This is a genomic window from Thiobaca trueperi (genome assembly GCF_004342175.1).
GTDB classification, from domain to species: domain Bacteria; phylum Pseudomonadota; class Gammaproteobacteria; order Chromatiales; family Chromatiaceae; genus Thiobaca; species Thiobaca trueperi.
In genome coordinates, this window is record NZ_SMAO01000002.1 from 575471 (window position 1) to 600961 (window position 25491).

Consider the following 25491-nt stretch of genomic DNA (forward strand, 5'->3'; position numbering starts at 1 on the left):
CTGTGGGGACAGCATCGTGCGGTGCCGTGTCTTAACGTCCCCTTCATGATCGGCGGGTATGCTTCCGCATCCCGATTAGGAAGGGCCGCTTGATCGGATATGACTGACTGATTTTCCAGCACGCCGCTGTGTCGTGATGGAGATTCTTGAACGAGATCAATCCGACATGCAAACCCTCAGCCTGCGTCTCAAACTGTTGCTGGTCACCGGGATGATCCTGGTGCTCACGGCGGTCGTGATCATCGTGCTCGCGACCCTGATCTTTCGCACCTCGGTCCAGACCGCGACCGACTCCATGACGCTCAACCTCTCGCAGCAGGCCGAAGAGATCATGAGCGAGACGGCGCTGGGCACCAGCCAGGAAATCCAGCGGCTGCTGGCTTCGACCATCGCAAGCGTCTCGGTCCTGCAACAGCAGATCGCGCGCTCGGCGCTCGGTGCGGACGGTACGACACCCTATGATCGGGATCAGTTGAAACGGATGGTGCTCAATACCCTGGAGAGCAACCCCTTTGTCAGTTCGGTCTACGCGCAGTTCGAGCCGAATGGCTATGACGGCAGGGACAGCGAATACGCGGGGAATCTGTCCCACAGCTCGAATACCGGCACCATCGAGATCTATTTCACGCGCGAGGGCGATTCGCTCGTCTTTCATGAAACCGAAGATCCGGGCGTGAAATATATCGAAACGCTCAATGAATACGGTCAGCGCGAGGCCGAGTGGTATCTCTGCCCGAAGGAGCGTCAGCAGACCTGTATCACCAACCCCTACCTCTATGAAATCAAACCCGGCTACGAAGAGTTGATGACCAGCCTGACCCTGCCGCTTGTCCTCGGTCAGCGATTCATCGGCGTGGTCGGCATGGACATCAATCTCTCGGCCCTTCAGACCGCCGCCGAGGCGATTGCCAAACGGCTGTTTCGTGATAAGGGCGATCTGATCCTGGTCAGTCATCAGGGGCTGATCGCCGCCTCGACACGTTTTCCGGGTCAGCTCGGCAAGCGTCTGAGCGATGTCGCGCCGGAACTGGCGACCGCCATCATGACCCCCGGTCAGAGCAAAAGTGGCGACCGCTGGCTCCACAGTCTGACGATTCCCATCGCGAACGCCTCCTGGACGCTGTCCATCTCGGTGGCGGAGGCCGACATTCTTGCTGCCGCGCATGCACTGGAGCAGGAGCTGCGCGCCGACACCCGCACGGCGATCCTTGAACTGGCGGCCGGGGCCGCCGTCATGACTGTCCTGGGGCTGATCGTCATCGTGATCCTGATGCGCACCATCACGCAGCCGCTGGCGCAGCTTGCCCAGGGCATGCGGGCGCTGGCCTCAGCGGAAGGCGATCTGACGGTCAAAGTCATGGTGGACCATCATGTCGAGTTGATCGATCTGAGCAAGAACATCAATCGCTTCATCGACAAGCTGCGCCAGATGATTCTGGTCATGAAGGAGCAGAGTCAGACCCTGTCCGGGCACTCCGCCGACCTGAGCGACTATGCCCGTCAGGTCGGACAGGCCACCGCGACCCAGAATACCCAGATCGACAGCGTTGCGACCGCCATGACCCAGATGTCGAGCACCGCCAGCGAGGTGGCGAATCTCGCCAACCAGTCGGCGGCGGCGTCCTGTGAGGCGGCGGAACATATCGATCAGACCCAGCAGGCGCTCAACGGCACCCAGGATCGGGTGGGCCTGCTGTCGCGCTCGGTCGAGGATGCCACCGCTCAGATGCGTCAGGTCGCCGAGCGCAGCCAGGCAATCGATGGCATTCTGGAGACGATCCGCGAAATCGCCGGACGCACCAATCTGCTCGCGCTCAACGCGGCGATCGAGGCCGCGCGGGCGGGCGAGCAGGGGCGGGGCTTCGCCGTGGTCGCCGAGGAGGTTCGGCATCTGGCCACCCGCACCCAGGAATCGACCAAGGATGTGGACGCACTGATCAAGGGGCTTCAGGGCGATGTCAGACAGGCGGAGCAACTGCTTCACAGCAGCCGCAGCGAGATGGAGCAGACCCTGACCTTCACGCAGCGCAGCGCGGAACTGCTTGATCGCGCCGTGCTGGGCGTCAAGCGGATCGACAGCCATGTCCTGCAGGTGGCCACGGCCGCCGAGGAACAGAGTCAGGTCAGCGAAGAGATCAATCGCAGCCTCACCGCCATCGGTGATGCCGCGCGCGATCTGGCACATCTGGCGCAGGTCTCCGAAACGGCGGCCCAGGCGACCCATGGCGCCATCCAGACGCTCGACGATCAACTCAATCTGCTCAGGGTCTGACCCCATGAAGACACGAATCCTTGTGGCGCTGATCATCGCCGGGTGCTCCAGCGCGACGCAGGCGGACTGGTCCGCGACCGTCACCGGCGCCAGCGATTATCTTTTCAACGGCGTGACCCAAACCGATCATCAGCCGGCGGCCCAGGCCAGTCTGGACTGGTCTGGGGCATCGGGTGCCTATGCAGGCATCTGGGCATCGAACGTCGATTTTGGCAACGATACCAAGGCGGAAGTGGACGGCTATCTGGGGTATCGCTTCGAGTTCCGCCCCGGCTATTCGGTCGATGCCGGTCTTGCCTACTATAGCTATCATGGCGGCAGCGACAGCGCGGACAGCAATTATCCGGAAGCCTATCTCAAACTGGGGATCCTGGGTTTCAACCTGAATACCTGGTACAGCCACGATTATTCCGGTCTGGATGTCGGGCATATCGTTGTCATGCTGCAAAGGGATTTCAAGATCAACGACCGCTGGACGATCAGGACACAGCTTGACCGGTCAACCAGCCTGGATGCCAATCGCTTTGCCTGGGATGGCGACCGGGATCACTATCTGCACTGGCAGGTCATGAATCAAACCAGCTACGCCGGTTTTGATTTCGCGCTTGGCGTGAGCGGGACGACGTTGAGCGATGCGTCTGGCGATACCGTGCTATTGTTCACCGTCAGTCGAACGATTCTTTTTTGACGATTCCACCATCAAGTCTGTCCTGACGCCTCGGCTCTGCGAATAGCGAACCGATCAGAGCCCCCTGTGATCCGCATGCTGTTGCCTCTGCTGCTTTCCATTCTGCTGGCTGTTTCTCCGTCGCTTGCGGCTCATGAGCCGCTGCGGACGGTCTCCCCGCAAACCGATGCCGGGCTGGAATTCAATGCCTGGGAGACCGTCAGGTTCATGCGGTTGAATGTGTATCCGCTGGGCAGCATGGATGCGGACCGGCTGCGACGGATCGGGGAGACGCTGTTCAGGGCCGGGGCGGCGCCCGCTGCCGAATCAGTACCCGCCTCGACGCTCGCGTTGACTGAGGCCGAGCGCGCCTTTCTCCAGGCCCATCCGGTGGTGCGTGTCAGTAACGAACTCGACTGGCCGCCCTACGATTTTTTCGCGCACGGGATGCCGCAGGGCTATTCAGTCGATCTCATGAATCTGCTGGCGGAGCGGATCGGTGTGACCTTCGAGTTCGTGCAGGGCGAAACCTGGGACGAACTGGTCGATCTGTTGTGCGCCCGCCGGATCGATCTGCTGCATCCCGCCGATAAACCCCTGAAACTGCTGGACTGTGCGACCTTCTCGTCACCCATTGTGCAGGGCGCCAACCAGTTCCTGACCCGTCGGGATCACCCGGCGGTCCAGTCCATCGCCGATCTCTTCGGTTCCGTGGCGGCCTCTCCCAAAGGATGGGAACAGACCGAACTGCTGAAAAAACGCTTCGGCAACAGATTCAGGATCATTGAGACCGCTGGCATCGGCGAGTCCATCGCGGCCGTAAGCCGTGGACAGGCCGATTTTACGACCGATTTTGCCAACGTCCTGAACCATCACATCGCCCACTCGGGCTATGTCAACCTGAAGGTCCAGGGGATATGGAGCCAGGAAGACAAGGGGGGTGAGTTCTCCGCGCTCTATATCGCGACCCGCAAGGACTGGCCGCTGTTCCAGTCGATCCTCGACAAGGCGCTGGCGTCGCTGACGCCGGACCAGATCCGGCGCCTGCAGGAGAAGTGGTTTGGCGAGTCAGACCGACAGGTCGGGCGTGTCGCACTCTCGCCCCAGCAGATCGACTACCTCCGCCGCAAAGGCCCGCTCAGGATGTGCGTCGATCCCGACTGGATGCCCGTGGAGCGCATCAGCCCGGATGGCGTCCACGAAGGCATGGTCGCCGATGTGTTCGCCCGTCTCGCGGAGATGCTTGAAACGAAGATCGTGCTGACGCCAACCACGACCTGGGATGAGTCACTCGCCTTGGTCAGGGAGCGACGCTGCGATCTGCTGCCCGCCGCGATGGCAACTCCCGCCCGGCGCGCCTTCCTGGATTTCACGACGCCCTATCTCTCGTTACGCTCGGTGATCGCGACCCAGACCCATCAGGTATTCATCAACGATTTCGAATCCGTGCTGGGAGAGACCTTCGGCATTTCCCGGGGCTACGCGCTGATCGACGCCCTGAAGGCGCGCTATCCCGGCATCCGTCTGCGGGAGGTCGCCAATATCGAGCAGGGGCTCAGAGAGGTCCAGGAGGGCCGGCTGTTCGGTTTTATCGATGCACTGCCGGCAATCGCCTATCGTATCCAGACTCAGGAAGTCCAGGACATGAAGGTCGCCGGACAACTCGAAGACACCCAGAACCTTTCCTGGAACCTGTCGATTGCCACCCGCAGCGACGAGCCGTTGCTGGGGGAAATCTTTCAGTCCGCGATCGATGCCTTTCCTCAAGCGCAGCGTCAGGCTATCGTCAATCGCTGGCTTTCGATCCGTTACGAGAAGGTGTTCGATTATGTCCTGATGTGGAAAATCGTCGCTGGGGTCGTCGGCATTGCCGGGACCATGCTGTGGGCGGTGCTGGTCTGGAACCGGCGGCTGGCGAAGCTCAACCGGGAACTCGGGCAGGCGCGCGCACATATCGCCGAGCAGAATACCGGGCTGGAACAGCGCGTGGCCGAACGCACGCGCGATCTGCGCGAGACCCTGGCGCAACTGGAACGGGCTCAGGCCGAGCTGGTGCAGTCCGAAAAACTGGCGGCGCTGGGTGATCTGGTGGCCGGCATTGCCCATGAATTGAATACGCCGATCGGCAACGCCGTGATGCTGGCCAGCACCCTGGCCGATCAGGAGCGCAGCTTCAGCGCGCAGATGACGGCGGGGCTGACCCGTTCCGCCCTACAACGCTTTGTCGATACGGTGCGCGAGAACACGAACATCATGCAGCGCAGTCTGGAGCGCGCGGCGGAACTGATCGGCAGTTTCAAACAGGTGGCCGTGGATCAGGCGAGCTATCAGCGTCGCACCTTTGCCCTGGATGAGGTGACGCGGGAGATCGCCCTGGCCCTTCAGCCACGCCTGCGGCGTTCGCCGGCGACCCTGGAGGTGAGTGTTGCGCCAGACCTGCGGCTGGACAGTTTCCCCGGGCCGCTCGGCCAGATCCTCATGAATCTGATCCAGAACGCGCTGATTCACGCCTTCGAGGGGCGCACGGAGGGCCGTATCCGTATCGAGGCCCACTCCGTCGTTCCCGGCCATGTCCGCATCCGGGTCAGCGACGACGGCAGCGGGATCGATCCGGCCAATCTCGGCCGGATTTTCGATCCTTTTTTCACCACGCGCCTCGGTCAGGGCGGCAGCGGTCTGGGACTGCACATCGTCTACAATCTCGTGACAGGGCTGCTCGGCGGCATGATCGAGGTTCGGAGCGTTCCCGGCCAGGGCACGGCATTCGACATTGACTTACCCTTGATCGCCCCTCCTGCGGTAGCAGGGCTGCCAATGCCAGCGGAGCGAGGCGCGAACCCCGGCACGCGACCGGATCCTCCTCTAACGATCAGTCGAACGGGATAACCGATGAGCGATGCACTTTCCCTGGGTGACGATGCCGTCCAGTTTATCGACGACCCCCTGGACCGCATGCCTTCCGCATCCGTCGATCCCTGGCGCATCCTGATCGTTGATGACGATGCCGATGTCCATGAGGCGACCATGCTGATCCTGCGCGATCTGGTGATCGAAGGTCGCCCCCTGTGTTTTTTCCATGCCTATTCGGCCCAGGAGGCCTACGTCATTCTGGAGCGCACCCCGGATCTGGCGGTCATCCTGCTTGATGTGATCATGGAATCAGACGACGCCGGACTGCAACTCGTCCGGCGGATTCGTGACGAGCTCGGCGACCATTCCGTCCGCATCGTGCTGCGAACCGGCCAACCCGGCTATGCGCCGGAGATCGAGACCATTCGCGCCTATGACATCAACGATTACCGGACCAAATCCGAGCTGACGCGGATACGTCTCTTCACCAGCCTGACCGCTGCCATCCGCTCCTACTGGCAGATTCGCCAGATCGAGCTGAACCGGCGCGGTCTGGAACTGATCGTTGAGGCCAGCACCGGTCTGAACCGGCTGCGCGCCCTGCAACAGTTTGCCGAGGGGGTGGTGATTCAGGTCTGCGCCCTGCTGAATATCGCCCCGGAAGGTCTGATCTGCGCATCCTCTTCCAGCCCCTTCGCCGACGAGTCGCCGCTGGTCATTGCCGCCGCAGGGCGTTATCGGGAGACGATCCACCGTCCCCTGCAGGGGTTGCCCGAGGCGCCGGTGCGTGACGCCCTGCGGCGATGTCTGCTGAGCAGGCGGCACACCTTCGACCATGGCATCTGTCTGTATTTCAATGTCAGCGAGACGCGCGGCATGGCCGCCTATCTCGATATTGCGCGCGAACCCGATCCGCTGGATCGCAAGCTGCTGGAGGTGTTCTGCGCCAATGTCTCGGTCGGCTTTGAGAACGTCCTGCTGCACAGCCAGCTCTTCGATCTGGCCTATCACGATCAGTTGCTGCGTCTGCCCAACCGCAACCGCTTCATCCAGCTCATTGAGGAAAGAGGCGCCGAGCCGGACATGACCCTGGCGCTGCTGGATCTCGACGACTTTGCCGCCATCGCCCTCGCGCTTGATCATCGCTTTGGCGATCTGGTGCTCCAGGCGGTCGCCGCCCGACTGGCGCAGACCCTTGGACCGCGCGTCATTCTGGCCCGGGTCGCTGGCGACGCCTTCGGTCTGCTCGGACCACAGGACGATCTCAATCCGGATCGTCTTGAGCAGGTGTTTGCCGCCCCTCTGATGGTGCAGGGCGAAACGCTCCGTATTGCGGCTACCAGCAGCCTGATCCGCCTGAACGGCAGCCCGGTGCGGGGTGGGGAACTGCTCAAGGACGCCAGTATCGCGCTCAAGCAGGGCAAGCGGTTCGGTCGCGGCAAGGCGAGCTATTTTTCGGACGCCCTCAGCAAGGCGGCACACGCGCGCATGCGGATGCTGACCGATCTGCGCGCCGCCTTCTCCGCCGAGCGGCTCTCGCTCGTTTTTCAGCCTCAGATCGATCTGGTCAGCGGCAGGCCGGTCGGCGCCGAGGCGCTGCTGCGCTGGCAGAGCGACGATGGACACTGGATTCCCCCGGACCAGTTCATCCCGCTCGCCGAACAGTCGGGTCTGATCGTCCCGCTTGGCGAATGGGTGCTCCGAACCGCCTGCCAGCAGCTCCATCGTCTGACCGAACTGGGGTACGCCGGGTTTCGGATGGCGATCAATGTCTCGCACGCGCAGTTTCGCGAACCCGGCTTTGTCCCCATGCTGGAGCGCGTGCTCGCTGACTGTCAGGTTGCCGCCGCGCAGGTCGAGCTGGAATTGACCGAGTCGATTGCCATGGAGCAAATCGATGCGATCACTGCCAAACTGGCTGACATCCGGCGTCTTGGCGTTGCCATCGCCATTGACGACTTCGGCACCGGCTATTCGTCGCTGAATGTGCTCAGGCAGCTCAGGATTGACCGTCTGAAGATTGATCGCTCCTTCATTGAGGAGCTGGAACGCTCGAATCCCACCGGCAGCATCGCGCAGATCATCCTTGCCCTGGGGCATCAGTGCAGCCTGGGCATGATCGCTGAAGGGGTGGAGAACGAGGCGCAGCACCGCAGTCTGCGGGAGATGGGCTGTCAGGAGGCCCAGGGATTTCTGTTCGCCCGCCCCATGCCGATTGAGCAACTGGAGGTGTGGATGGCGGCGGCCATCGCTTAGGTTTCAGATCATATCCAGACCGGCGATGACCACAGGCGAGGATTGGGCTGATGGTCGCGATGCAGGCGGCCAGACCCTGCCTATCCGGTCAGTTGCTCTATGACCTGCCGCACCTCCAGGATGCGTCGTGCGGGCTCGGCCATGTCCCGAAAGAATTTGAGTTTGTCCCCGCCCTCCAGCTTGAATTCCTTCGGCCTGGTCTGAATCAGCCGGATGAGATTCGCAGGGTCGATGCGGGTCGATTCATCGAAAAGGATGCGTCCGCTGGCCGGGCCGGCTTCGATCTTGCGGATGCCGAGCGGCTGGACGGTCAGCTTGAGTTCGGTGATCTCCAGCAGGTTTCTGGCCGGTTCGGGCAGCAGACCGAAACGGTCGATCATCTCCACTTGCAGTTCACGCAGTTCATCGCGGTCGCGGGCGCTGGCGATGCGTTTGTACATCACCAGACGGGCGTGGACATCGGGCAGATAGTCGCTGGGGAGAAGGGCGGGGAGGCCGAGATCGATCTCGGTGCCATGATCGAGCGGGCGGTCCAGTTCGGGGGTGCGTCCGGCCTTGAGCGCCTGCACGGCACGTTCCAGCAGATCCATGTAGAGGGTAAAGCCAACCTCGGTGATCTGACCCGATTGTTCGTCGCCCAGGAGTTCGCCCGCGCCCCGGATCTCCAGATCGTGGGTGGCGAGGGTGAAACCCGCGCCCAGGTCTTCCATGGATTCGATGGCCTCCAGGCGCTTTTTGGCGTCGGCGGTCATGGTCTTGGCCGGCGGGGTGATGAGATAGGCGTAGGCGCGGTGATGCGAGCGTCCGACCCGTCCGCGTAGCTGGTGGAGTTGCGCCAGTCCCAGTTTGTCGGCGCGGTTGATGACGATGGTGTTGGCGCTCGGCACGTCGATGCCGCTTTCGATGATGGTGGTGCAGACCAGCACATTGAAACGCTGGTGGTAGAAGTCGCGCATCACCCGCTCTAGGTCGCGTTCGCGCATCTGACCATGTGCGACCTGGACCCGCGCCTCGGGGATCAGCGTCTCCAGCTTCTGCGCCTGATTCTCGATGGTCTCGACCTCGTTGTGCAGGAAATAGACCTGCCCGCCGCGTTTCAGCTCGCGCAGCACGGCCTCCTGGATGAGTGCGTCGTTCCAGGCGCTGACGAAGGTCTTGATGGGGTGACGCTCGACCGGCGGGGTGGCGATGATCGAGAGATCGCGCATTCCGGACATGGCCATATTGAGCGTGCGCGGAATGGGTGTGGCGGTGAGGGTGAGAATGTCCACCTCGCTGCGCAGATTCTTGAGCTGTTCTTTGTGGCGCACACCGAAGCGGTGTTCCTCGTCGATGATGGCGAGTCCCAGATTCTTGAATTTGATGCTCGGTTGTAACAGTTTGTGGGTGCCGACGACGATGTCGAGCGTGCCATCGGCCAGACCGTCCAGAATGACCTTCTGCTCCTTGGCGGTGCGAAAGCGCGACAGACTCTCGACCTTCACCGGCCAGTCGGCGAAGCGGTCGGAGAAGTTCTCGAAGTGCTGCTGGGCGAGCAGGGTGGTCGGCACCAGCACCACCACCTGACGGCCCCCATTGACCGCCATGAAGGCGGCGCGCATGGCGACCTCGGTCTTGCCGAAACCGACATCGCCGCAGACCACGCGATCCATCGGTTTGGGGTCGGCCATGTCGGCAATGACCGCCTCGATGGCGCGCTGCTGGTCGGGCGTCTCCTCAAAGGCGAAGGCGGCGGCGAAGGCCGCATAGTCATCGCCGCCGTCCGGAAAGGCCACGCCCTCGCGAGCAGCACGGCGGGCGTAGATGTCGAGCAGTTCGGCGGCAACATCGTGGGCCTTCTGCGCCGCTTTGCGCTTAATCCGATCCCATTGATCGCCGCCGAGCCGATGCAGCGGGGCGTTCTCAGGTGAGGCGCCGGTATAGCGTGAAATCAGATGCAGCGACGACACCGGGACATAGAGCTTGTCCCCATTAGCGTATTCGAGCGTCAGGAATTCGGTGGTCGTCCCGCCGACATCCAGCGTTTGCAGTCCCAGATAGCGCCCGACGCCGTGCTCTTCGTGGACGACTGGCGCCCCTTCGGTCAGTTCGGTGAGATTGCGGACGATGGCGTCGCTGTCGCGCTCGCGGGCGCGGCGGCGGCGCTCCTGACGCACCCGTTCGCCGTAAAGCTGGGTCTCGGTGATCAGGGCGATGCCGGCCTGTTCCAGCAGCAGACCCTGTTCCAGCGGCGCGACTGTCAGCCCGACTGCCTGATCGCCGTCGAGAAAGGACTGCCAGCCCGCGACCGGTCTGGCGCGGATCGCGAAACCGGCCAGATGTTCGGCCAGCAGCTCGCGCCGTCCGGTGCTTTCGGCGACGAACAGCACCCGTTGATCCGGTGTGGCGAGGAAGTCTTTGAGCGCCTGCGCCGGTTGCGCGGCGCGGGCCTGGATGGCGAGCGGGGGCAGGGTGGCAGTGGCGAAGTTGCAGACATCGGCATAGCCCCTGCGCCGCTCGCCGATCTCCGGCCCCTGATAGCGCACGCCGGAGAGCCGGTTGAATGCGCCCGCGAGTTCATCAGGCGAGAGATAGAGCCGGTTGGGCGGCAGCAGCGGGCGCTCGATGTCATGCCGCCGCTGCTCGTAACGCTGACCGACATCGGCGAAAAAGCGTGTCGCCGTGTCGCGGCAGGCGTCCGACTCCAGCGCCAGCACACCCTCGGGCAGATAGTCGAAAAGGGTCGCGGTCTGCTCGAAAAAGAGCGGCAGCCAGGATTCCAGCCCGCCGGGGGTGCGTCCCTCCGAGACCTCGCGATAAATGAGGCTGTTCTGCGGATCGCCTTCGATGCTGGCGCGATAGCGTTGGCGGAAGCCGGCGATGGCCTCCTCGTTGAGCGGAAACTCGCGCGCTGGCAGCAGCCGGATGCGTTCGATCTTCTCCTGCGATCGCTGGGTCTCGGGGTCGAAGGTGCGGATGCTCTCGACCTCGCGGTCGAAGAGATCGATGCGCAGCGGTGTCTCGCTCCCCATCGGAAAGACATCCAGCAGCGAGCCGCGCACCGCGTATTCGCCGTGACCGATGACCTGGGAGACGCAGGAATAGCCGGCGCGCTCCAGCCGGCGGCGGGTGGCGTCCAGATCCAGCCGGTCGCCGACCGCCAGGACCAGCGATTGACCGTCCACATAATCGCGCGGTGGCAGGCGCTGCATCAGGGTGCCGACCGGCGCCACCAGCACCCCCTGGGTCAGGCCGGGCAGACGATGCAGGGTCAGCAGGCGCTCCGAGACCAGCTCCGGCAGGGGCGAGAAGACATCGTAGGGCAGGGTCTCCCAATCCGGGAAGACGAGCAGCGGCAGGTTGCTGCCGGCCAGAAAGAATCCGAGTTCGGCGCGCAGACGGGCGGCGGACTGCACATCCTCGACGATGGCGAGGATGAGTCCGGTATGACGCCGTGCGGCGCTGGCGATGGCGAGCGCCGCCCCGGCGCCCGCGAGCCGGCCCCACAGCAGACGTTCACCGGGACGGGTCGGCAGCGGTGGCGCAAGCGGGGATGAGGGTGGGGTTTCATGATTCATGCAGTGATTGGTCAGCATCAGATTGGCCAGCTCATGTCGATTGCGTCGTCCAGTCGTGCGACACCGATGCGGTCGCGTCCCTCGCTCTTGGCCTGATTGAGGACGCGGTCAGCCAGTTGCAGCAGATGCTGCGCCTCGCAGGCGGCGGTCGGCGTCATCGAGGCCACGCCGAGACTGATGGTGACGTGACTGGCGGTCGGGGAGTATTCGTGCCGCAGACGCAGCGCCTTGATCGCCTGCCGCATGGTCTCGGCCATGACACAGGCGCCGACGAGGTCGGTGTCCGGCAGGAGCGCGACAAATTCCTCACCGCCATAGCGCGCCAGGAGATCGGTCGGTCGTCTCAGCGACGCGGCCAGTGCGGTGGCGCCCTGTTGCAGACAGGCATCGCCGGTGCCGTGCCCATAATGATCGTTGAGCGCCTTGAAATGATCGAAATCGATCATGACGATGGCGAGCGGTCGTGACAGCCGGCGCCCGCGCTGCCATTCTGCCAGGAGCGCGGCGTCGAAGCGGCGGCGATTGTAAACATGGGTCAGACCATCGATGTAGGACAGCGCCTCCAGCATATCCGCCTGTTTGCGCAGATTCATGTGATTGCGCACCCGGGCGCGCAGGATCGGCATCCGCACCGGCTTGGTGAGATAATCGACCGCGCCCAGATTGAGGCCGATCTCCTCGGCGGCGCTTTCGCTCAGGGTGGTCACGAAGATGACGGTGATGTCCTTGGTCTCGTTCTCGGCCTTGAGCTGTCGGCAAACCTCGAAGCCGTCAATGTCAGGCATCATCACATCAAGCAGAATCAGTGCCGGTTTGTCGTCACTGCGGGCGATCTGCAGCGCCTCGGCGCCACTGTAAGCCTCGCGCACGGCATAGTGGTCGCGCAACATGCAGGTCAGCAACCGCGCATTGGTGGGTTCGTCATCGACGACGAGGATGCCGTAGTCTTTTTCCTTGATCATGCGCGAGACACCGCCAGAAACCCTTCAAACATAATGTGTGCGAGCGGCGCGGCGCGTCTGGAAACCCGGCAGGGCCATGGGAGATCGTTGAAACATCGGAGATGAGAAGGGCGCGTGCGCCGCTGCGGCTTCGGGATTGAGGCAGTTCCTGCTCGCCGCGTCCGCCTCAGCATCGATTCAAAGGCTACCGGAAAAACAAAAGAGACCGCAAGTGCATCGTCATGCTCATGCTGTGTCGCATGCAGAATGTCAACGAAGCGTAGTGACGGGTTGCAGATGCTGGAATGTGATCGGGCATGTATGACCAGGGCAGATGTTCCGAGACCGTCTCCGATCGTTGTCGTTGTCGTAATCATCGTCGTCGGCTTGCGAATATTCGATTACGACAACGACCGGCCTCGGGGTTTCTCAGGGTGCTGCACTAGCTGTTCCCCCGTCACTCGGGTTAGAGTGAGCATCGGCTGCGATGCAGTGACCCAAACCGCGACTGCTCTGAGGTCCGTTGCTCGAAAGAGACCGGGCCAATGCAAACACATGGAATACCTGCTGGACGTGGTTTTATAAAGTGATCATCAGGCGCGAGATTGAACCTGTGCGGGCAATCTCAACATCAGAATCAACGCGATTTTCGATTTTCAGGGCGCAGCAATGTCCAAGACAATTCTAACCGTGGACGATTCCGCGTCCATCCGCCAGATGGTGTCCTTCACCCTGAAGGAGGCCGGCTACAGCGTGACCGAGGCGAACGACGGCCAGGACGGCCTCGACAAGGCCCGTGCCGGTCGTTTCAGCCTCATCTTCACCGATCAGAACATGCCGCGCATGGACGGCCTGACCCTCATCAAGCAACTGCGTGCCCTGCCGCAATACGCCGCCGTGCCAATTCTCATGCTGACCACTGAGTCGAGCGATGCGATGAAGGCCCAGGGTCGGGCCGCTGGCGCAACCGGCTGGCTGGTCAAGCCCTTCGACCCGCAGAAACTGCTCGAAGTCGTGCGCAAAGTCATTGGTTGAACCGGGGATCTGACCGCCAGCAAGAGGAACGGGCATGAACATCGACATGAGTCGGTTCTATCAGGTGTTCTTCGACGAGGCCAGCGAACATCTGGCGGCGATGGAGGGGCTGTTGCTGGATCTGGATGTCGAGTCACCCGACCTGGAAATGCTCAATGCCATTTTCCGGGCTGCGCATTCCATCAAGGGTGGGGCCGGAACCTTCGGTTTTACCGACATGGCGCAGATGACGCATGTCCTGGAGACCCTGCTCGACCGTCTGCGCAAGCAGGAGATGTCGCCCACCACTGAGATGATCGATGCCTTCCTGCAGGCCGGCGATGTGCTGCGGGCGCAGTTGGCTGCGCATCAGGATGGAATCGAATACGACGATCCGCGCATCGCCGCAATCGCAGCCCGACTGGAACGGCTCGCGCAGCTTGATGCCGATGCCTCGGCGCCAGCGTCGCTGCCGTCTCATTTCAATGCGGAAGCGGCGGTCTGGCGGATCGAATTCTGCCCGGATGTCATCGAACTCCAGTCTGATTCAGATCTCCAGACCCTGGCCGACGCGCTGGCCGAACTGGGCGCCTTCGCGCGGCTTGCTCCCGATCAGCCGGACGGCTGCCGCTGGCGACTGACAACCCGGTTCGATCAGGCCGCGATCATCGAGACCTTTGCCTTCGTCTGCGATCCGCAGCAGATCCGCATCCTGCCCGACGAGCAGACGCCAGCGGTCGCGTTGTCTGACAGTCAGCAGGTTGAGGATGACGCAGGGTTCGGCTTCTTTGACGGTGCACCGGGGAGCGAGCGGGCGCTGGCTGCCGGCTCGCAGCAGCAGGAAGACGATGACGGATTCGGCTTCTTTGACGGTGCACCGGGGAGCGAGCAGGCGCTGGATCAGGAACACGAGGGCTTCGGTCTCTTCGGCGGCAGTCCCGGCATGGAACAGGTGGCGGCGGTCGCCACTCAGGATCGCGCTGACAGCCATCAGGGCTATGGGTTTTTCTCTCCCGCTCCGAGCTTATCCGAGCAGGCGGACGACAGGGCGCCGCCAGCCGCGTCGGGCACGGGCGACAGCGGCGCGCCACCCCCGACAGCGGGCGTCCAGCGCACGAGCGAATCGGTGAAGCGTCCAGCCGTGACCGACTCATCAATCCGGGTCAGTGTCGAAAAGGTCGATCAGCTCATCAATCTGGTCGGCGAACTGGTCATTACGCACGCCATGCTGGCCGAATCCGCGTCCGGGCTGGATCCGGTCGTCAACGAGCGTATCCTCAGCGGTCTGTCCAATCTGGAGCGCAATTCGCGCGATCTCCAGCAGGCGGTGATGTCGATCCGCATGCTGCCCATCAGCTTTGTCTTCAACCGTTTCCCGCGCGTGGTGCGCGATACCGCCGCCACTCTGGGCAAAAAGGTGAATCTGAGGCTCGTGGGCGAGGACACCGAACTCGACAAGGGGCTGATCGAGCGTCTGGCCGATCCGCTCAATCATCTGGTGCGCAACAGCATCGATCACGGCATCGAACTGCCGGAGCGCCGCCGTGCGGCTGGCAAGTCCGAGACCGGCGAAATCACCCTGCGCGCCAGTCATCGCGGCGGCAGCGTGGTGGTCGAGGTCAGCGACGACGGCGCCGGGCTCAATCGCGACAAACTCCTCGCCAAGGCCGCCCAGCAGGGCATCCCCATGCCTGAGCACCCCTCGGACAAAGAGGTCTGGCAGCTCATCTTTGCCGCCGGTTTCTCGACCGCCGAAAAAGTGACCGACATCTCGGGGCGCGGCGTGGGCATGGACGTGGTGCGGCGCAATATCGATGAGATGAACGGGCGGGTCGAGATCGATTCCAGCCCCGGACGCGGCACCCAGATCACCATCCGTCTGCCGCTGACGCTGGCGATCCTTGACGGGCTCTCGGTACGCATGGGCGAGGAGATTTTCATCCTGCCGCTGACCGCCATCCAGGAGTCGATCCAGCCCCGTGCCGAGCAATTCAAGACGGTGTCCGGCAAGGGTCAGTTGGCGGAGGTCAACGGCGACTATCTGCCGCTGGTCGTGCTGCACGATATCTTCCAGCTTGGCGGCGAGCGCATCCGTCAGGAGGAGGGCATCCTGGTGATCGTCGATACCAACGAGGGCCGGGTCGCCCTGCTGGTGGACGAACTGGTGGCCCAGCATCAGGTCGTCATCAAGAGTCTGGAGACCAATTACCGCCGGGTGGAAGGCATTTCGGGCGCCACCATCATGGGCGACGGACGGGTCGCCATGATTCTGGACGTGGACGCCCTGGCGCGACTGAGCCGGAAATAAGCCGGTCTGCGCTGGTTGATTCATTAGACGGGATTAACAGGATTTCATAAGACTGACAGGATATTTCATTGCTTTTTTGTCCTGCCGTGAATCCTGTTAATCCTGTCCATTTGTTTATCCTCGCGGAGGAAGCGATGAGCGAAGAACGCAAAGACGGGGCCGCCATGATCGCCAGTGGCTCGCGAGAGTATCTGACCTTCACCCTCGGCGCGGAGGAATACGGACTCGACATTCTCAAGGTGCAGGAGATCCGCGGCTATGACGCTGTCACCAAAATCGCCAACTCGCCCGACTTCATCAAGGGCGTGATCAACATGCGTGGTGTGATCGTGCCGATCATCGACCTGCGTCTGAAATTCAATCTGGGACAGGTGGAATACAACCAGTTCACCGTCGTCATCATCCTCAACATCGCCGGGCGCGTGGTGGGGGTCGTGGTCGATGGGGTCTCCGATGTCATCGCGCTCGGGCGCGACCAGATCCGTCCGGCCCCCGAGTTCGGCGCCCTGCTCGATACCGCCTACATCGATGGTCTGACCACGCTCGACGAGCGCATGGTGATCATGGTCGATATCGAAAAACTCATGTCCAGCAGCGAAATGGGTCTGATCGAACAGACTCAGGCTGGCCTGGCATAGTGGCGTGATCGCGACGGTCGTTGCACCGCAGCCGTCTGGCTTATCCATCATCCGACTGGAGAACAGAAACATGGGCAGCATGAAGGTTTCCACGCGCTTGGGGCTGGGGTTCGGCGTCATTCTGACATTGCTTGGGCTCATTGCCCTGATTGGGATCAGCAAGATCCATGGCCTCAACGAAAATATTGCTTCGGTCGTCAATGATTATTTTCCCAAGACAGTCAAGGCCAACCTGATCGTCGATAGCGTCAATGTCGTTGCGCGGGCGGTGCGCAACACCCTGCTATTGGACGATCCGGGCGCCATTCAATCCGAAATCGAGCGTATTGATCAGGCGCGCGCCGCGATTAGCACCAATCTGGATCAATTGAAGCAAACCATTACCTCGGAGGAGGGCGTCAGACTGTTGTCCGCTGTCATCGATGCGCGGGGTGACTATGTCGGTCTGCAAACCAGCTTTCTGAATCTGGTGCGCGAGGGGCGGCGCGACGAGGCCAAGACATTCTTGTTGACGACGATTCGCGACAAGCAGAGCGCTTATCTCAAGGTGATCGGTGAGCTTATTGACTATCAAACGAACTTGATGAACCAAAAGGGTCAGGATGCCCAGCAAAATGCGGCATCGGCGACCTTTCAACTGTTACTGCTTTCCGCTTTGGCGCTCATCCTCGGCATCGGGATCGGCTATTGGATCGTGCGCGGTCTGATGCGCCAGCTCGGTGGCGAACCGGATTATGCCGCCACCATGGTGCAGGCCGTCGCCGCTGGCGATCTCTCACATACCATTGCCACTCGTCCGGGTGACACCTCAAGCCTGCTGGTCTCGCTCAAGCAGATGCAGGAATCGCTCAAGCGACTGGTGGGCGAGATCACGGGTATCGTCAATGGGGCGACCCAGGGCGATTTCAGCCGGCGTCTGGAGCTCGCCGACAAGAGCGGTTTCGGCAGGGAGATCGCCGAGGGGCTCAACCGTCTGGCCGAAACCACGGATGTCGGTCTCAGGGATGTGACCCGCGTCGCGAATGCACTGGCGGCGGGCGATCTGAGCCAGACCATCACCAAAGACTATCCGGGACTGTTCGGTCAGACTAAAACGGGCGTCAATGGCACCGTCACCGCCCTGACCGGTGTGGTCAACGAGATTCGCAGGATCGTCGATGCCGCGAATCAGGGCGACTTCAGCATCAAGCTCGATCTTGCCGGGAAACAGGGCTTCGCCAAAGACATCGCCCAGTTGCTCAACCAGTTGTCGGACACCACCGAAGTCGGTCTCAAAGACGTGATGCGGGTCGCCCAGGCCCTGGCTGAAGGCGATCTGACGCAGACCATCACCAAGGATTATCCCGGTCTCTTCGGCGAGACCAAGGCCGGGGTCAACACCACGGTTGCCAACCTCAAGGATCTGGTGTCTCGGATCCGCGAAGCGGTCGATACCATCGGCACCGCCTCCAACGAAATCGCCACCGGCAACCAGGATCTGAGCCAGCGCACCGAAGAACAGGCCAGTTCGCTGGAAGAGACCGCCAGTTCGATGGAAGAACTGACCAGCACCGTCAAACAGAACGCCGACAACGCGCGTCAGGCCAGCCAGCTCGCCATCTCCGCCTCCGATGTGGCGCTCAAGGGCGGGACCGTCGTCAGCGCCTCGGTCGAGACCATGGCGGCGATCTCCGAATCCAGCAACAAGATTGCCGACATCATCGGCGTGATTGACGGGATCGCCTTCCAGACCAACATCCTCGCCCTCAACGCAGCGGTCGAGGCCGCGCGGGCCGGGGAGCAGGGCAGAGGCTTCGCCGTGGTCGCCGCCGAAGTCAGAAACCTCGCCCAGCGTTCGGCGAACGCCGCCAAAGAGATCAAGACCCTGATTGGCGACAGCGTCGCCAAGGTCGATGCCGGCACGGTGCAGGTCAACGAAGCCGGACAGCGGATGACCGAGATCGTGCAATCGATCAAGCGTGTCACCGACCTCGTGGCCGAGATTTCGGCGGCCTCGAATGAGCAGTCGTCGGGGATCGAACAGGTCAATCAGGCCATCATCCAGATGGATGACGTCACCCAGCAGAACGCCGCGCTGGTGGAAGAAGCGGCGGCGGCGGCGGAATCGCTGGAGGAGCAGGCGCAGAAACTGGCCTCGGTGGTGGCGGTGTTCAAGCTCGATCAGGGCGGCATGCGGTCCATGAGCGAATCCCATTCCGCAGCCCTGGCGCCACGCCAGCGGGCATCAGCCAAGACAACTGCGAAATCCAGGACAGCTCCCGCACCGCGTGCGAATCGTCCGCCGCCGGTCGCCAAGTCCGACGACAATGATTGGTCTGAGTTCTGATTAAACCGCGCCCAGTGCGTTATGCGATATGTTTGGTGTGGATCAACCTTGGCAGTCTCGACGACCGTCTGATCTGGCGCGGTTTAAGATATTGAAAAATATAAAATCTTAAATCCTGTCCCAGCCAAGGGCCGTGGATGCGCCAAAGATCGAATGGACTCGAAACTCAGCCTCTCACTCTGGACGCGGTTTAGGCGTTTTGATTCGGTGTTGCGATTGCGACACCGGTGTTTTTTAGCCTGGACGGTAAACACCTATGCGCTGGTTCAATCATCTTTCGGCAAGCATCAAAATCGGCCTTTTGAGCGGTCTCCTGATCTTGGCACTGGCCTTCGTCAGCTATCTGGCCTATGACGGCTTTCAGAGGTGGTCGGTCTACGCGCAGCAGGTTCGCGACAATCGGTTGCCGACCATCAAGGCGCTGACGCAACTGGATACCGAGCGTGTGGTGATTCGGGCGCAAACCTTCGAGTCGCAGATGCAGACCGATGCCTATCTGAACAAGGAGCAATTGTTAAAGATTGCGGAGCAGCGTGCCGCCTCATGGCAAAAAATCGAGCAAAACATCGACGCGCTCTCGAAACTGCCACGTCTGACGGAACAGGGACAGCAGCAATTCGCCCGGCTGTCGGAGGATTATCGTGCCTGGCGGGATGCCTATGTGGCGCTGGACGCCTTTTTGCAGGCATTGATCGAGACCCGGGATCCGGCCGCATACGATGAGGTGATGGACGCCTATCGACGCGAAGCGGCGCGCGTCTTTGATCTGTCGGTCAGGATGGGCGAGAGCACCGAGGAGATGGTGGCCGGAAATCAGGCCCGCGCTGCAACGCAGGCCAATACAGCGGTCGAGCTCGCCAATCGGGGCACGCAGCAGGTGATCTGGTTATCTGCATTCGCGATCCTCATCGCTATCCTGCTCAGTGTCCTCACCTTTATCAGCCTGATTCCCCCCTTGCGCACCCTGGTGGAGAAATTCGTCGCCATCGGCAGCGGTGATTACGATCAGGACATCGACACGACCCGGCGCGACGAGGTGGGTCTGGCGCTCAAGGGGCTGGCGGCCATGCAGGCCAAGCTCAAGGCCGATATCGGCGAGACCAAGCGGGTCGCCGCCGAAAATCTGCGGATTCGCTACGCGCTCGACAGTGTGTCATCCAATGTCATGCTGTCCGAGCCGGGGGGCGAGATCATCTATGCCAATCCAGCCGTGCTGGGTATGTTCCGTCATGGCGCGCAGGACATTCGCCGGGATCTGCCCAATTTCGATCCTGAGCGTCTGATTGGCTCCACCATTGATGTCTTCCATAAAAATCCCTCGCATCAGACGCGTATGATGGAGGCCATGCAGACCACGCACCGGACGCAGATCCGGGTCGGGGGGCGCACCTTCGCCCTGGTTGCCAATCCCATCTCGGATCAGGACAGAAACCGGCTTGGTACCGTCATCGAGTGGAATGACCGCACCGATGAGGTGAAGATTGAGCAGGAAGTCAGCAGACTGGTGGAGGGTGCCGTTGCCGGCGATTTCTCCAGCCGGATCGCAACCAGTGAACTGGATGGCTTCTTCAAGCGTCTTGCCGAAGGACTCAATCTGCTGGTCGAGACGACCGAGGTGGGTCTGAAAGACGTGATGCGGGTTGCCCAGGCCCTGGCTGAAGGCGATCTGACGCAGACCATCACCAAGGATTATCCCGGTCTCTTCGGCGAGACCAAGGCCGGGGTCAACACCACGGTTGCCAACCTCAAGGATCTGGTGTCTCGGATCCGCGAAGCGGTCGATACCATCGGCACCGCCTCCAACGAAATCGCCACCGGCAACCAGGATCTGAGCCAGCGCACCGAAGAACAGGCCAGTTCGCTGGAAGAGACCGCCAGTTCGATGGAAGAACTGACCAGCACCGTCAAACAGAACGCCGACAACGCGCGTCAGGCCAGCCAGCTCGCCATCTCCGCCTCCGATGTGGCGCTCAAGGGCGGGACCGTCGTCAGCGCCTCGGTCGAGACCATGGCGGCGATCTCCGAATCCAGCAACAAGATTGCCGACATCATCGGCGTGATTGACGGGATCGCCTTCCAGACCAACATCCTCGCCCTCAACGCAGCGGTCGAGGCCGCGCGGGCCGGGGAGCAGGGCAGAGGCTTCGCCGTGGTCGCCGCCGAAGTCAGAAACCTCGCCCAGCGTTCGGCGAACGCCGCCAAAGAGATCAAGACCCTGATTGGCGACAGCGTCGCCAAGGTCGATGCCGGCACGGTGCAGGTCAACGAAGCCGGACAGCGGATGACCGAGATCGTGCAATCGATCAAGCGTGTCACCGACCTCGTGGCCGAGATTTCGGCGGCCTCGAATGAGCAGTCGTCGGGGATCGAACAGGTCAATCAGGCCATCATCCAGATGGATGACGTCACCCAGCAGAACGCCGCGCTGGTGGAAGAAGCGGCGGCGGCGGCGGAATCGCTGGAAGAACAGGCGCAGAAACTGGCCTCGGTGGTGGCGGTGTTCAAGCTCGATCAGGGCGGCATGCGCGCCGTGGCGGAGCCGTCACGCGCGCGGCCATCCGCGAAACCGGCGTCGAGTCATCGGGCGCCGCAGGCGGTCAAGGTTAGAAACAAGCCCGCGCCCAACAAATCAGCGCGTGCGGAAGATGACTGGGATGAGTTCTAGACAGCGAATGGCGGCTCCGGTGCTCAACGACACGCCGGTCCACGCCCAGCGCGAGCGTGAATTTGACTTTACCGATCAGGATTTCCAGCAGATCCGGGGTCTGATCTATGAGCACGCCGGAATCTCGCTGAACACCAGCAAAGTCGATATGGTGTACAGCCGGATCGCGCGTCGGCTGCGGGCGACAGGACTGACCTCGTTCGAGGATTATCTTGCCTTTCTGAATGAAAATGAGGGGGAATGGCAGCATTTCATCAATTCGCTGACGACCAATCTGACCTCCTTCTTTCGCGAGTCGCACCATTTTCCGGTGCTGGCCGAGCTGGCGGTCAAGGCCATGAATCAGGGGCGCCGCCCCATCCGGTTCTGGTCTTCGGCCTGCTCGACCGGCGAGGAGCCCTATTCGATGGCGATGACGCTCATTGATGCCCTGGGTTCCTGGACGCCGCCGGTCAGGATTCTGGCCACCGATCTGGACACCAATGTGGTGCGGCATGCGGCTCAGGGAATTTATCCCGTTGAGCGGGTGCGGAAATTGCCGGAGCAGGATCTGAAACGCTTTTTCCAGCGCGGCAGGGGCGCTCAGGAAGGTATGGTGCGGGTACGTCCGGAGGTGCGGGCGCTGGTCAGCTTCAATTCGCTCAATCTCTTGAGTGAAGACTGGCCCATCAAAGGGCCATTCGATGCGATCTTTTGCCGCAATGTGTTGATCTATTTCGACAAGCCGACCCAGTCTAAACTCCTGGCGCGGTTTCATCCCTTGCTGCGCGCGGACGGTCTGCTGTTTGTGGGTCACTCCGAAAGCCTGACCCATGTCGCGGATCGCTTCCGCTTGCAGGGCAAGACCGTTTATGCCCCCGTGGCGCGCACCTGAGACAGACGTGAGATGGATCATCGATTCGAGGAGGTTCTGGCGCCCAATCTCTATTTTGACCGTCATTTCGATATCGATGCGGTCAAGATCCTGCCGGGGGAATATTATGTCTCGACGCGCGAGCTGCTGATGGTGACCGTGCTGGGCTCCTGTGTCGCCGCCTGCGTGCGTGACCGGGTCAGCGGGATTGGCGGGATCAATCATTTCATGCTGCCGGATGACCGGCGCGACGAGGACAGCCGTTTCGGTCGGTCGATGCGGTATGGCGACTATGCGATGGAGATCCTCATCAATCAGTTGCTCAAACTGGGCGCCCGGCGCGCCAATCTGGAGGCCAAGGTCTTTGGCGGAGGCAACGTCCTGCCCGGTTTCAAGGCCCATGTGGTGGGGGATCGCAATGCGCGTTTCGTGCTTGATTACCTGACCACTGAGGGAATCCCGGTGGTGGCCAGAGATCTGCTCGGCAGTTATCCGCGCAAGGTGTATTTTTTTCCATCGACCGGGCGGGTGCTGGTGAAAAAGCTGCGCAGTCTGCACAACGACACCATCATCGAACGCGAGCTGACTTACAGCGAAAGGCTGCGTCAGTCGAAGGTCGAGGGTGATGTTGAATTGTTTTCCTGATTCCGGGTGCGGTTTGAATATGGAGCTGAGGATGCTGGATAAACTGATACCCCACTGGCCGCCGCTGCTGGTCAGTCTGGTGCTGCTGCTGCAATCGCTTCTGGTGCCGGGCTGGCTGCCGGGATGGGGCGGGGTGCTCGTGCTGGGCCTCGTCTGGCCGCTGTCCGTCGCGCTGCGTGGCACATTGCGGACATCCGCCGCCACCGATGCCGCCCCGAACGGGCATGCCCGTCAGGTAAGCCTCATCGGCCCGAACGCCACCCGGCAGGCTGAACGCGATCTGTGGGAGCTGGTCATCGAAACTGACCAGTTGATCGGGCCGCAGATGAATGAATTGCGCGAGCTGATCGGTCAGGCGACCGATCTGGTCGGACATGCCGTCGGTGACTTGCAGGGCAGCTTCACGGGTCTGTTATCTGAATCCAGGTCGCAACAGCAACTGGTGATGCGGCTGGTCGCCAGAAAGGGCGAGACTGACCCCGACGACCATCATGACGTCATTGATGTGAATGCCTTTCTGGAGTCGAACAGTCGGCTGCTGTCGGAAAATGTTGAGCGTTTGGTCGACATGAGCAAGCACAGCATCCATATTGCGCATCAGGTTGATGACCTCTCGGCGCAGATGGGCGATATTTTTAATCGCCTGGAAGGCGCCAAGCGGATCGCGCGCCAGACCAACCTGCTGGCGCTCAATGCCGCGATCGAGGCGGCGCGGGCCGGCGAGGTGGGTCGCGGTTTTGCTGTGGTGGCGCAGGAGGTGCGCAAGCTGTCCCAGGATGCTGCTGAGTTCAACGATCAGATTCGCGGCCAGGTCGAGCAGGCGATGATGGTGTTTGGTGAGACCCGCGAAATCGTGGGGCGGATGGCCTCGCAGGACATGAACGCCTCGATCACGGCCAAGGGCGGCATGGACGAGATGATTACTCAGGTGCAGGCGGTCAATCGCATGATGTCGGACGGACTCAATGAATTGAATGTGGTGGCCTCACGGCTACAGGGCAATGTCGATGCCGCGATCCGGCTGCTCCAGTTCGAGGACATCACCCGTCAGGTGCTGGAACAGGCCAAGCGACGTATCGATTTCATGGATCGTTTCGTTGCCGATCTGCGCCAGATTCCATTGGGTCTGGTGCATACCCCGGAACAGGTGGATGCGGCCCATGCGCGGCTGTCGCAGCTGCGCGACGAGCTGATCGCGGCGGCCCATCGTCCGGTCACGCAGACATCCATGAGTGAAGGCGAGATCGAGCTCTTCTGAGGTCAGTGTGGCAAAACCCATTCGCGTGCTGGTGGTTGATGATTCGGCGCTGGTGCGCCAGATCCTCACCGAGATCCTGGATGCGGCGTCCGGCATTGAGGTGGTAGGAGCGGCGCAGGATCCCTATATTGCCCGCGAGAAAATCAAGGCGCTGAACCCGGACGTGCTGACCCTGGATGTCGAGATGCCGCGCATGGACGGACTCACCTTTCTGCGCAATCTCATGCGGCTGCGACCCATGCCGGTGGTGATGGTTTCCTCGCTCACCGCGCGTGGCGCCGAGGTGACGCTCCAGGCGCTTGAACTGGGCGCGGTGGATGTGGTCCGCAAGCCCGATCTGGATCTGACGCGCGGTCTCCAGGAGTATGCTGGCGAATTGATCGACAAGATCCGCATGGCTGCCGGTGCGCGGGTGCGCACCTTGACCACCCCGCCCGATCCGCCGCCGAGGTTATCCGTGGATGCCGTCATTCCGCAGCGATCCGTGCAGTCGTTTCGCACCACGGATCGCATCATCGCCATCGGCGCCTCGACCGGTGGCACCGAGGCCATCAAGGAAGTCCTGCTGCGCCTGCCGCCTGATACCCCAGGGGTTGTCATCGCCCAGCATATTCCACCGGGTTTCAGCGCCGCCTTCGCCGAGCGGATGAATCGTCAGACCGGGTTAGTCGTCAAGGAAGCGGCGGATGGCGACCGCGTCATGGCCGGTCATGCCTATATCGCCCCCGGCGACCGCCATCTGCTGCTGGCCCGTGACGGTGCCCGCTATGTCTGCCGACTCAGCAGCGGCGAGCCGGTCAACCGTCACCGTCCCAGCGTGGATGTGCTTTTTCGTTCGGTGGCGCAGTCGGCGGGCGCCAATGCCAGCGCGGCAATCCTCACCGGCATGGGCGCGGATGGCGCGCAGGGTCTGAAGGAATTGCGCGACCTTGGCGTGCACACCGTCGCCCAGGACGAGGCGACCAGCGTGGTCTGGGGCATGCCGGGCGAGGCGGTCAAGCGCGGTGGCGCGGTGGAGATTCTGCCGGTGCAGGAGATCGCCGCCGCTTTGCTCAGGGGCGTGACGGGAAGGTAGGGGCGAATTCATTCGCCCCGGCAGCTCGTTGTCGTCGTTGTTGATTCGGATCCTTGTCGATGCTGACAACGCTCGGACAATAAAACCATGCGGTGCGGGAGAATCCTGACCGCCATGATGATCACATCGATTACGACAACGACGCAAAAGGTATCCCAGGCGGGAC

Annotated in this window: 15 protein-coding genes; 13 read left to right on the forward strand and 2 right to left on the reverse strand. The window is 61.9% G+C overall.

Annotated features, from left to right (window positions below; translation table 11 throughout):
* The first annotated feature begins 166 nt into the window (after nucleotides 1-166).
* The 4 genes from EDC35_RS05715 to EDC35_RS05730 all read left to right on the forward strand — a co-directional run bounded on the left by EDC35_RS05715 (nucleotide 167) and on the right by EDC35_RS05730 (nucleotide 8045).
* The gene (locus EDC35_RS05715; RefSeq protein ID WP_132976252.1) at nucleotides 167-2272 is read left to right on the forward strand and encodes a methyl-accepting chemotaxis protein; all 2106 of its coding nucleotides are present in this window, start codon (nucleotides 167-169) and stop codon (nucleotides 2270-2272) included.
* Nucleotides 2273-2276: 4 nt separating this feature from the next.
* Nucleotides 2277-2960, forward strand: a complete 684-nt coding sequence (locus EDC35_RS05720) for a TorF family putative porin (protein WP_132976253.1) — start codon at nucleotides 2277-2279, stop codon at nucleotides 2958-2960.
* A 75-nt stretch (nucleotides 2961-3035) separates the two neighbouring features.
* The gene (locus tag EDC35_RS05725; RefSeq protein WP_243651458.1) at nucleotides 3036-5825 is read left to right on the forward strand and encodes a transporter substrate-binding domain-containing protein; all 2790 of its coding nucleotides are present in this window, start codon (nucleotides 3036-3038) and stop codon (nucleotides 5823-5825) included.
* Between the two features lie 3 nt (nucleotides 5826-5828).
* The gene (locus tag EDC35_RS05730; protein WP_132976254.1) at nucleotides 5829-8045 is read left to right on the forward strand and encodes a GGDEF/EAL domain-containing response regulator; all 2217 of its coding nucleotides are present in this window, start codon (nucleotides 5829-5831) and stop codon (nucleotides 8043-8045) included.
* 80 nt (nucleotides 8046-8125) lie between these two features.
* On the opposite strand, the gene mfd is transcribed toward EDC35_RS05730, so the two are convergent.
* Both mfd and EDC35_RS05740 read right to left on the reverse strand, forming a co-directional pair.
* Nucleotides 8126-11602, reverse strand: coding sequence for a transcription-repair coupling factor (mfd, locus tag EDC35_RS05735; RefSeq protein WP_132976255.1), 3477 nt, complete (start codon nucleotides 11600-11602; stop codon nucleotides 8126-8128).
* A 17-nt stretch (nucleotides 11603-11619) separates the two neighbouring features.
* Nucleotides 11620-12564, reverse strand: a complete 945-nt coding sequence (locus EDC35_RS05740) for a diguanylate cyclase (RefSeq protein ID WP_132976256.1) — start codon at nucleotides 12562-12564, stop codon at nucleotides 11620-11622.
* Nucleotides 12565-13212: 648 nt separating this feature from the next.
* Here EDC35_RS05740 and EDC35_RS05745 point away from each other — a divergent pair.
* The 9 genes from EDC35_RS05745 to EDC35_RS05785 all read left to right on the forward strand — a co-directional run bounded on the left by EDC35_RS05745 (nucleotide 13213) and on the right by EDC35_RS05785 (nucleotide 25325).
* Entirely contained in the window at nucleotides 13213-13578 is a 366-nt protein-coding gene (locus tag EDC35_RS05745) for a response regulator (RefSeq protein WP_132976257.1), read from the forward strand.
* Between the two features lie 34 nt (nucleotides 13579-13612).
* Complete coding sequence (locus EDC35_RS05750) at nucleotides 13613-15865, forward strand: chemotaxis protein CheW (protein ID WP_132976258.1); 2253 nt, start codon at nucleotides 13613-13615, stop codon at nucleotides 15863-15865.
* A gap of 134 nt (nucleotides 15866-15999) precedes the next feature.
* Complete coding sequence (locus EDC35_RS05755) at nucleotides 16000-16503, forward strand: chemotaxis protein CheW (protein ID WP_132976259.1); 504 nt, start codon at nucleotides 16000-16002, stop codon at nucleotides 16501-16503.
* Between the two features lie 70 nt (nucleotides 16504-16573).
* Nucleotides 16574-18829, forward strand: coding sequence for a methyl-accepting chemotaxis protein (locus EDC35_RS05760; RefSeq protein ID WP_132976260.1), 2256 nt, complete (start codon nucleotides 16574-16576; stop codon nucleotides 18827-18829).
* A 319-nt stretch (nucleotides 18830-19148) separates the two neighbouring features.
* Nucleotides 19149-21494 carry a methyl-accepting chemotaxis protein gene (locus tag EDC35_RS18990; protein WP_341539425.1) on the forward strand — a complete coding sequence of 782 codons (2346 nt, stop codon included), beginning with the start codon at nucleotides 19149-19151 and terminating at the stop codon, nucleotides 21492-21494.
* Between the two features lie 7 nt (nucleotides 21495-21501).
* Nucleotides 21502-22368: a CheR family methyltransferase gene (locus EDC35_RS05770; RefSeq protein ID WP_207896130.1), complete on the forward strand. Its 867-nt coding sequence runs from the start codon at nucleotides 21502-21504 to the stop codon at nucleotides 22366-22368.
* 12 nt (nucleotides 22369-22380) lie between these two features.
* Nucleotides 22381-22992: a chemoreceptor glutamine deamidase CheD gene (gene cheD / locus EDC35_RS05775; protein WP_132976262.1), complete on the forward strand. Its 612-nt coding sequence runs from the start codon at nucleotides 22381-22383 to the stop codon at nucleotides 22990-22992.
* A gap of 31 nt (nucleotides 22993-23023) precedes the next feature.
* Nucleotides 23024-24250, forward strand: a complete 1227-nt coding sequence (locus EDC35_RS19090; RefSeq protein ID WP_132976263.1) for a methyl-accepting chemotaxis protein — start codon at nucleotides 23024-23026, stop codon at nucleotides 24248-24250.
* Between the two features lie 7 nt (nucleotides 24251-24257).
* Nucleotides 24258-25325: a protein-glutamate methylesterase/protein-glutamine glutaminase gene (locus EDC35_RS05785; protein WP_132976264.1), complete on the forward strand. Its 1068-nt coding sequence runs from the start codon at nucleotides 24258-24260 to the stop codon at nucleotides 25323-25325.
* Nucleotides 25326-25491 lie beyond the last annotated feature (166 nt).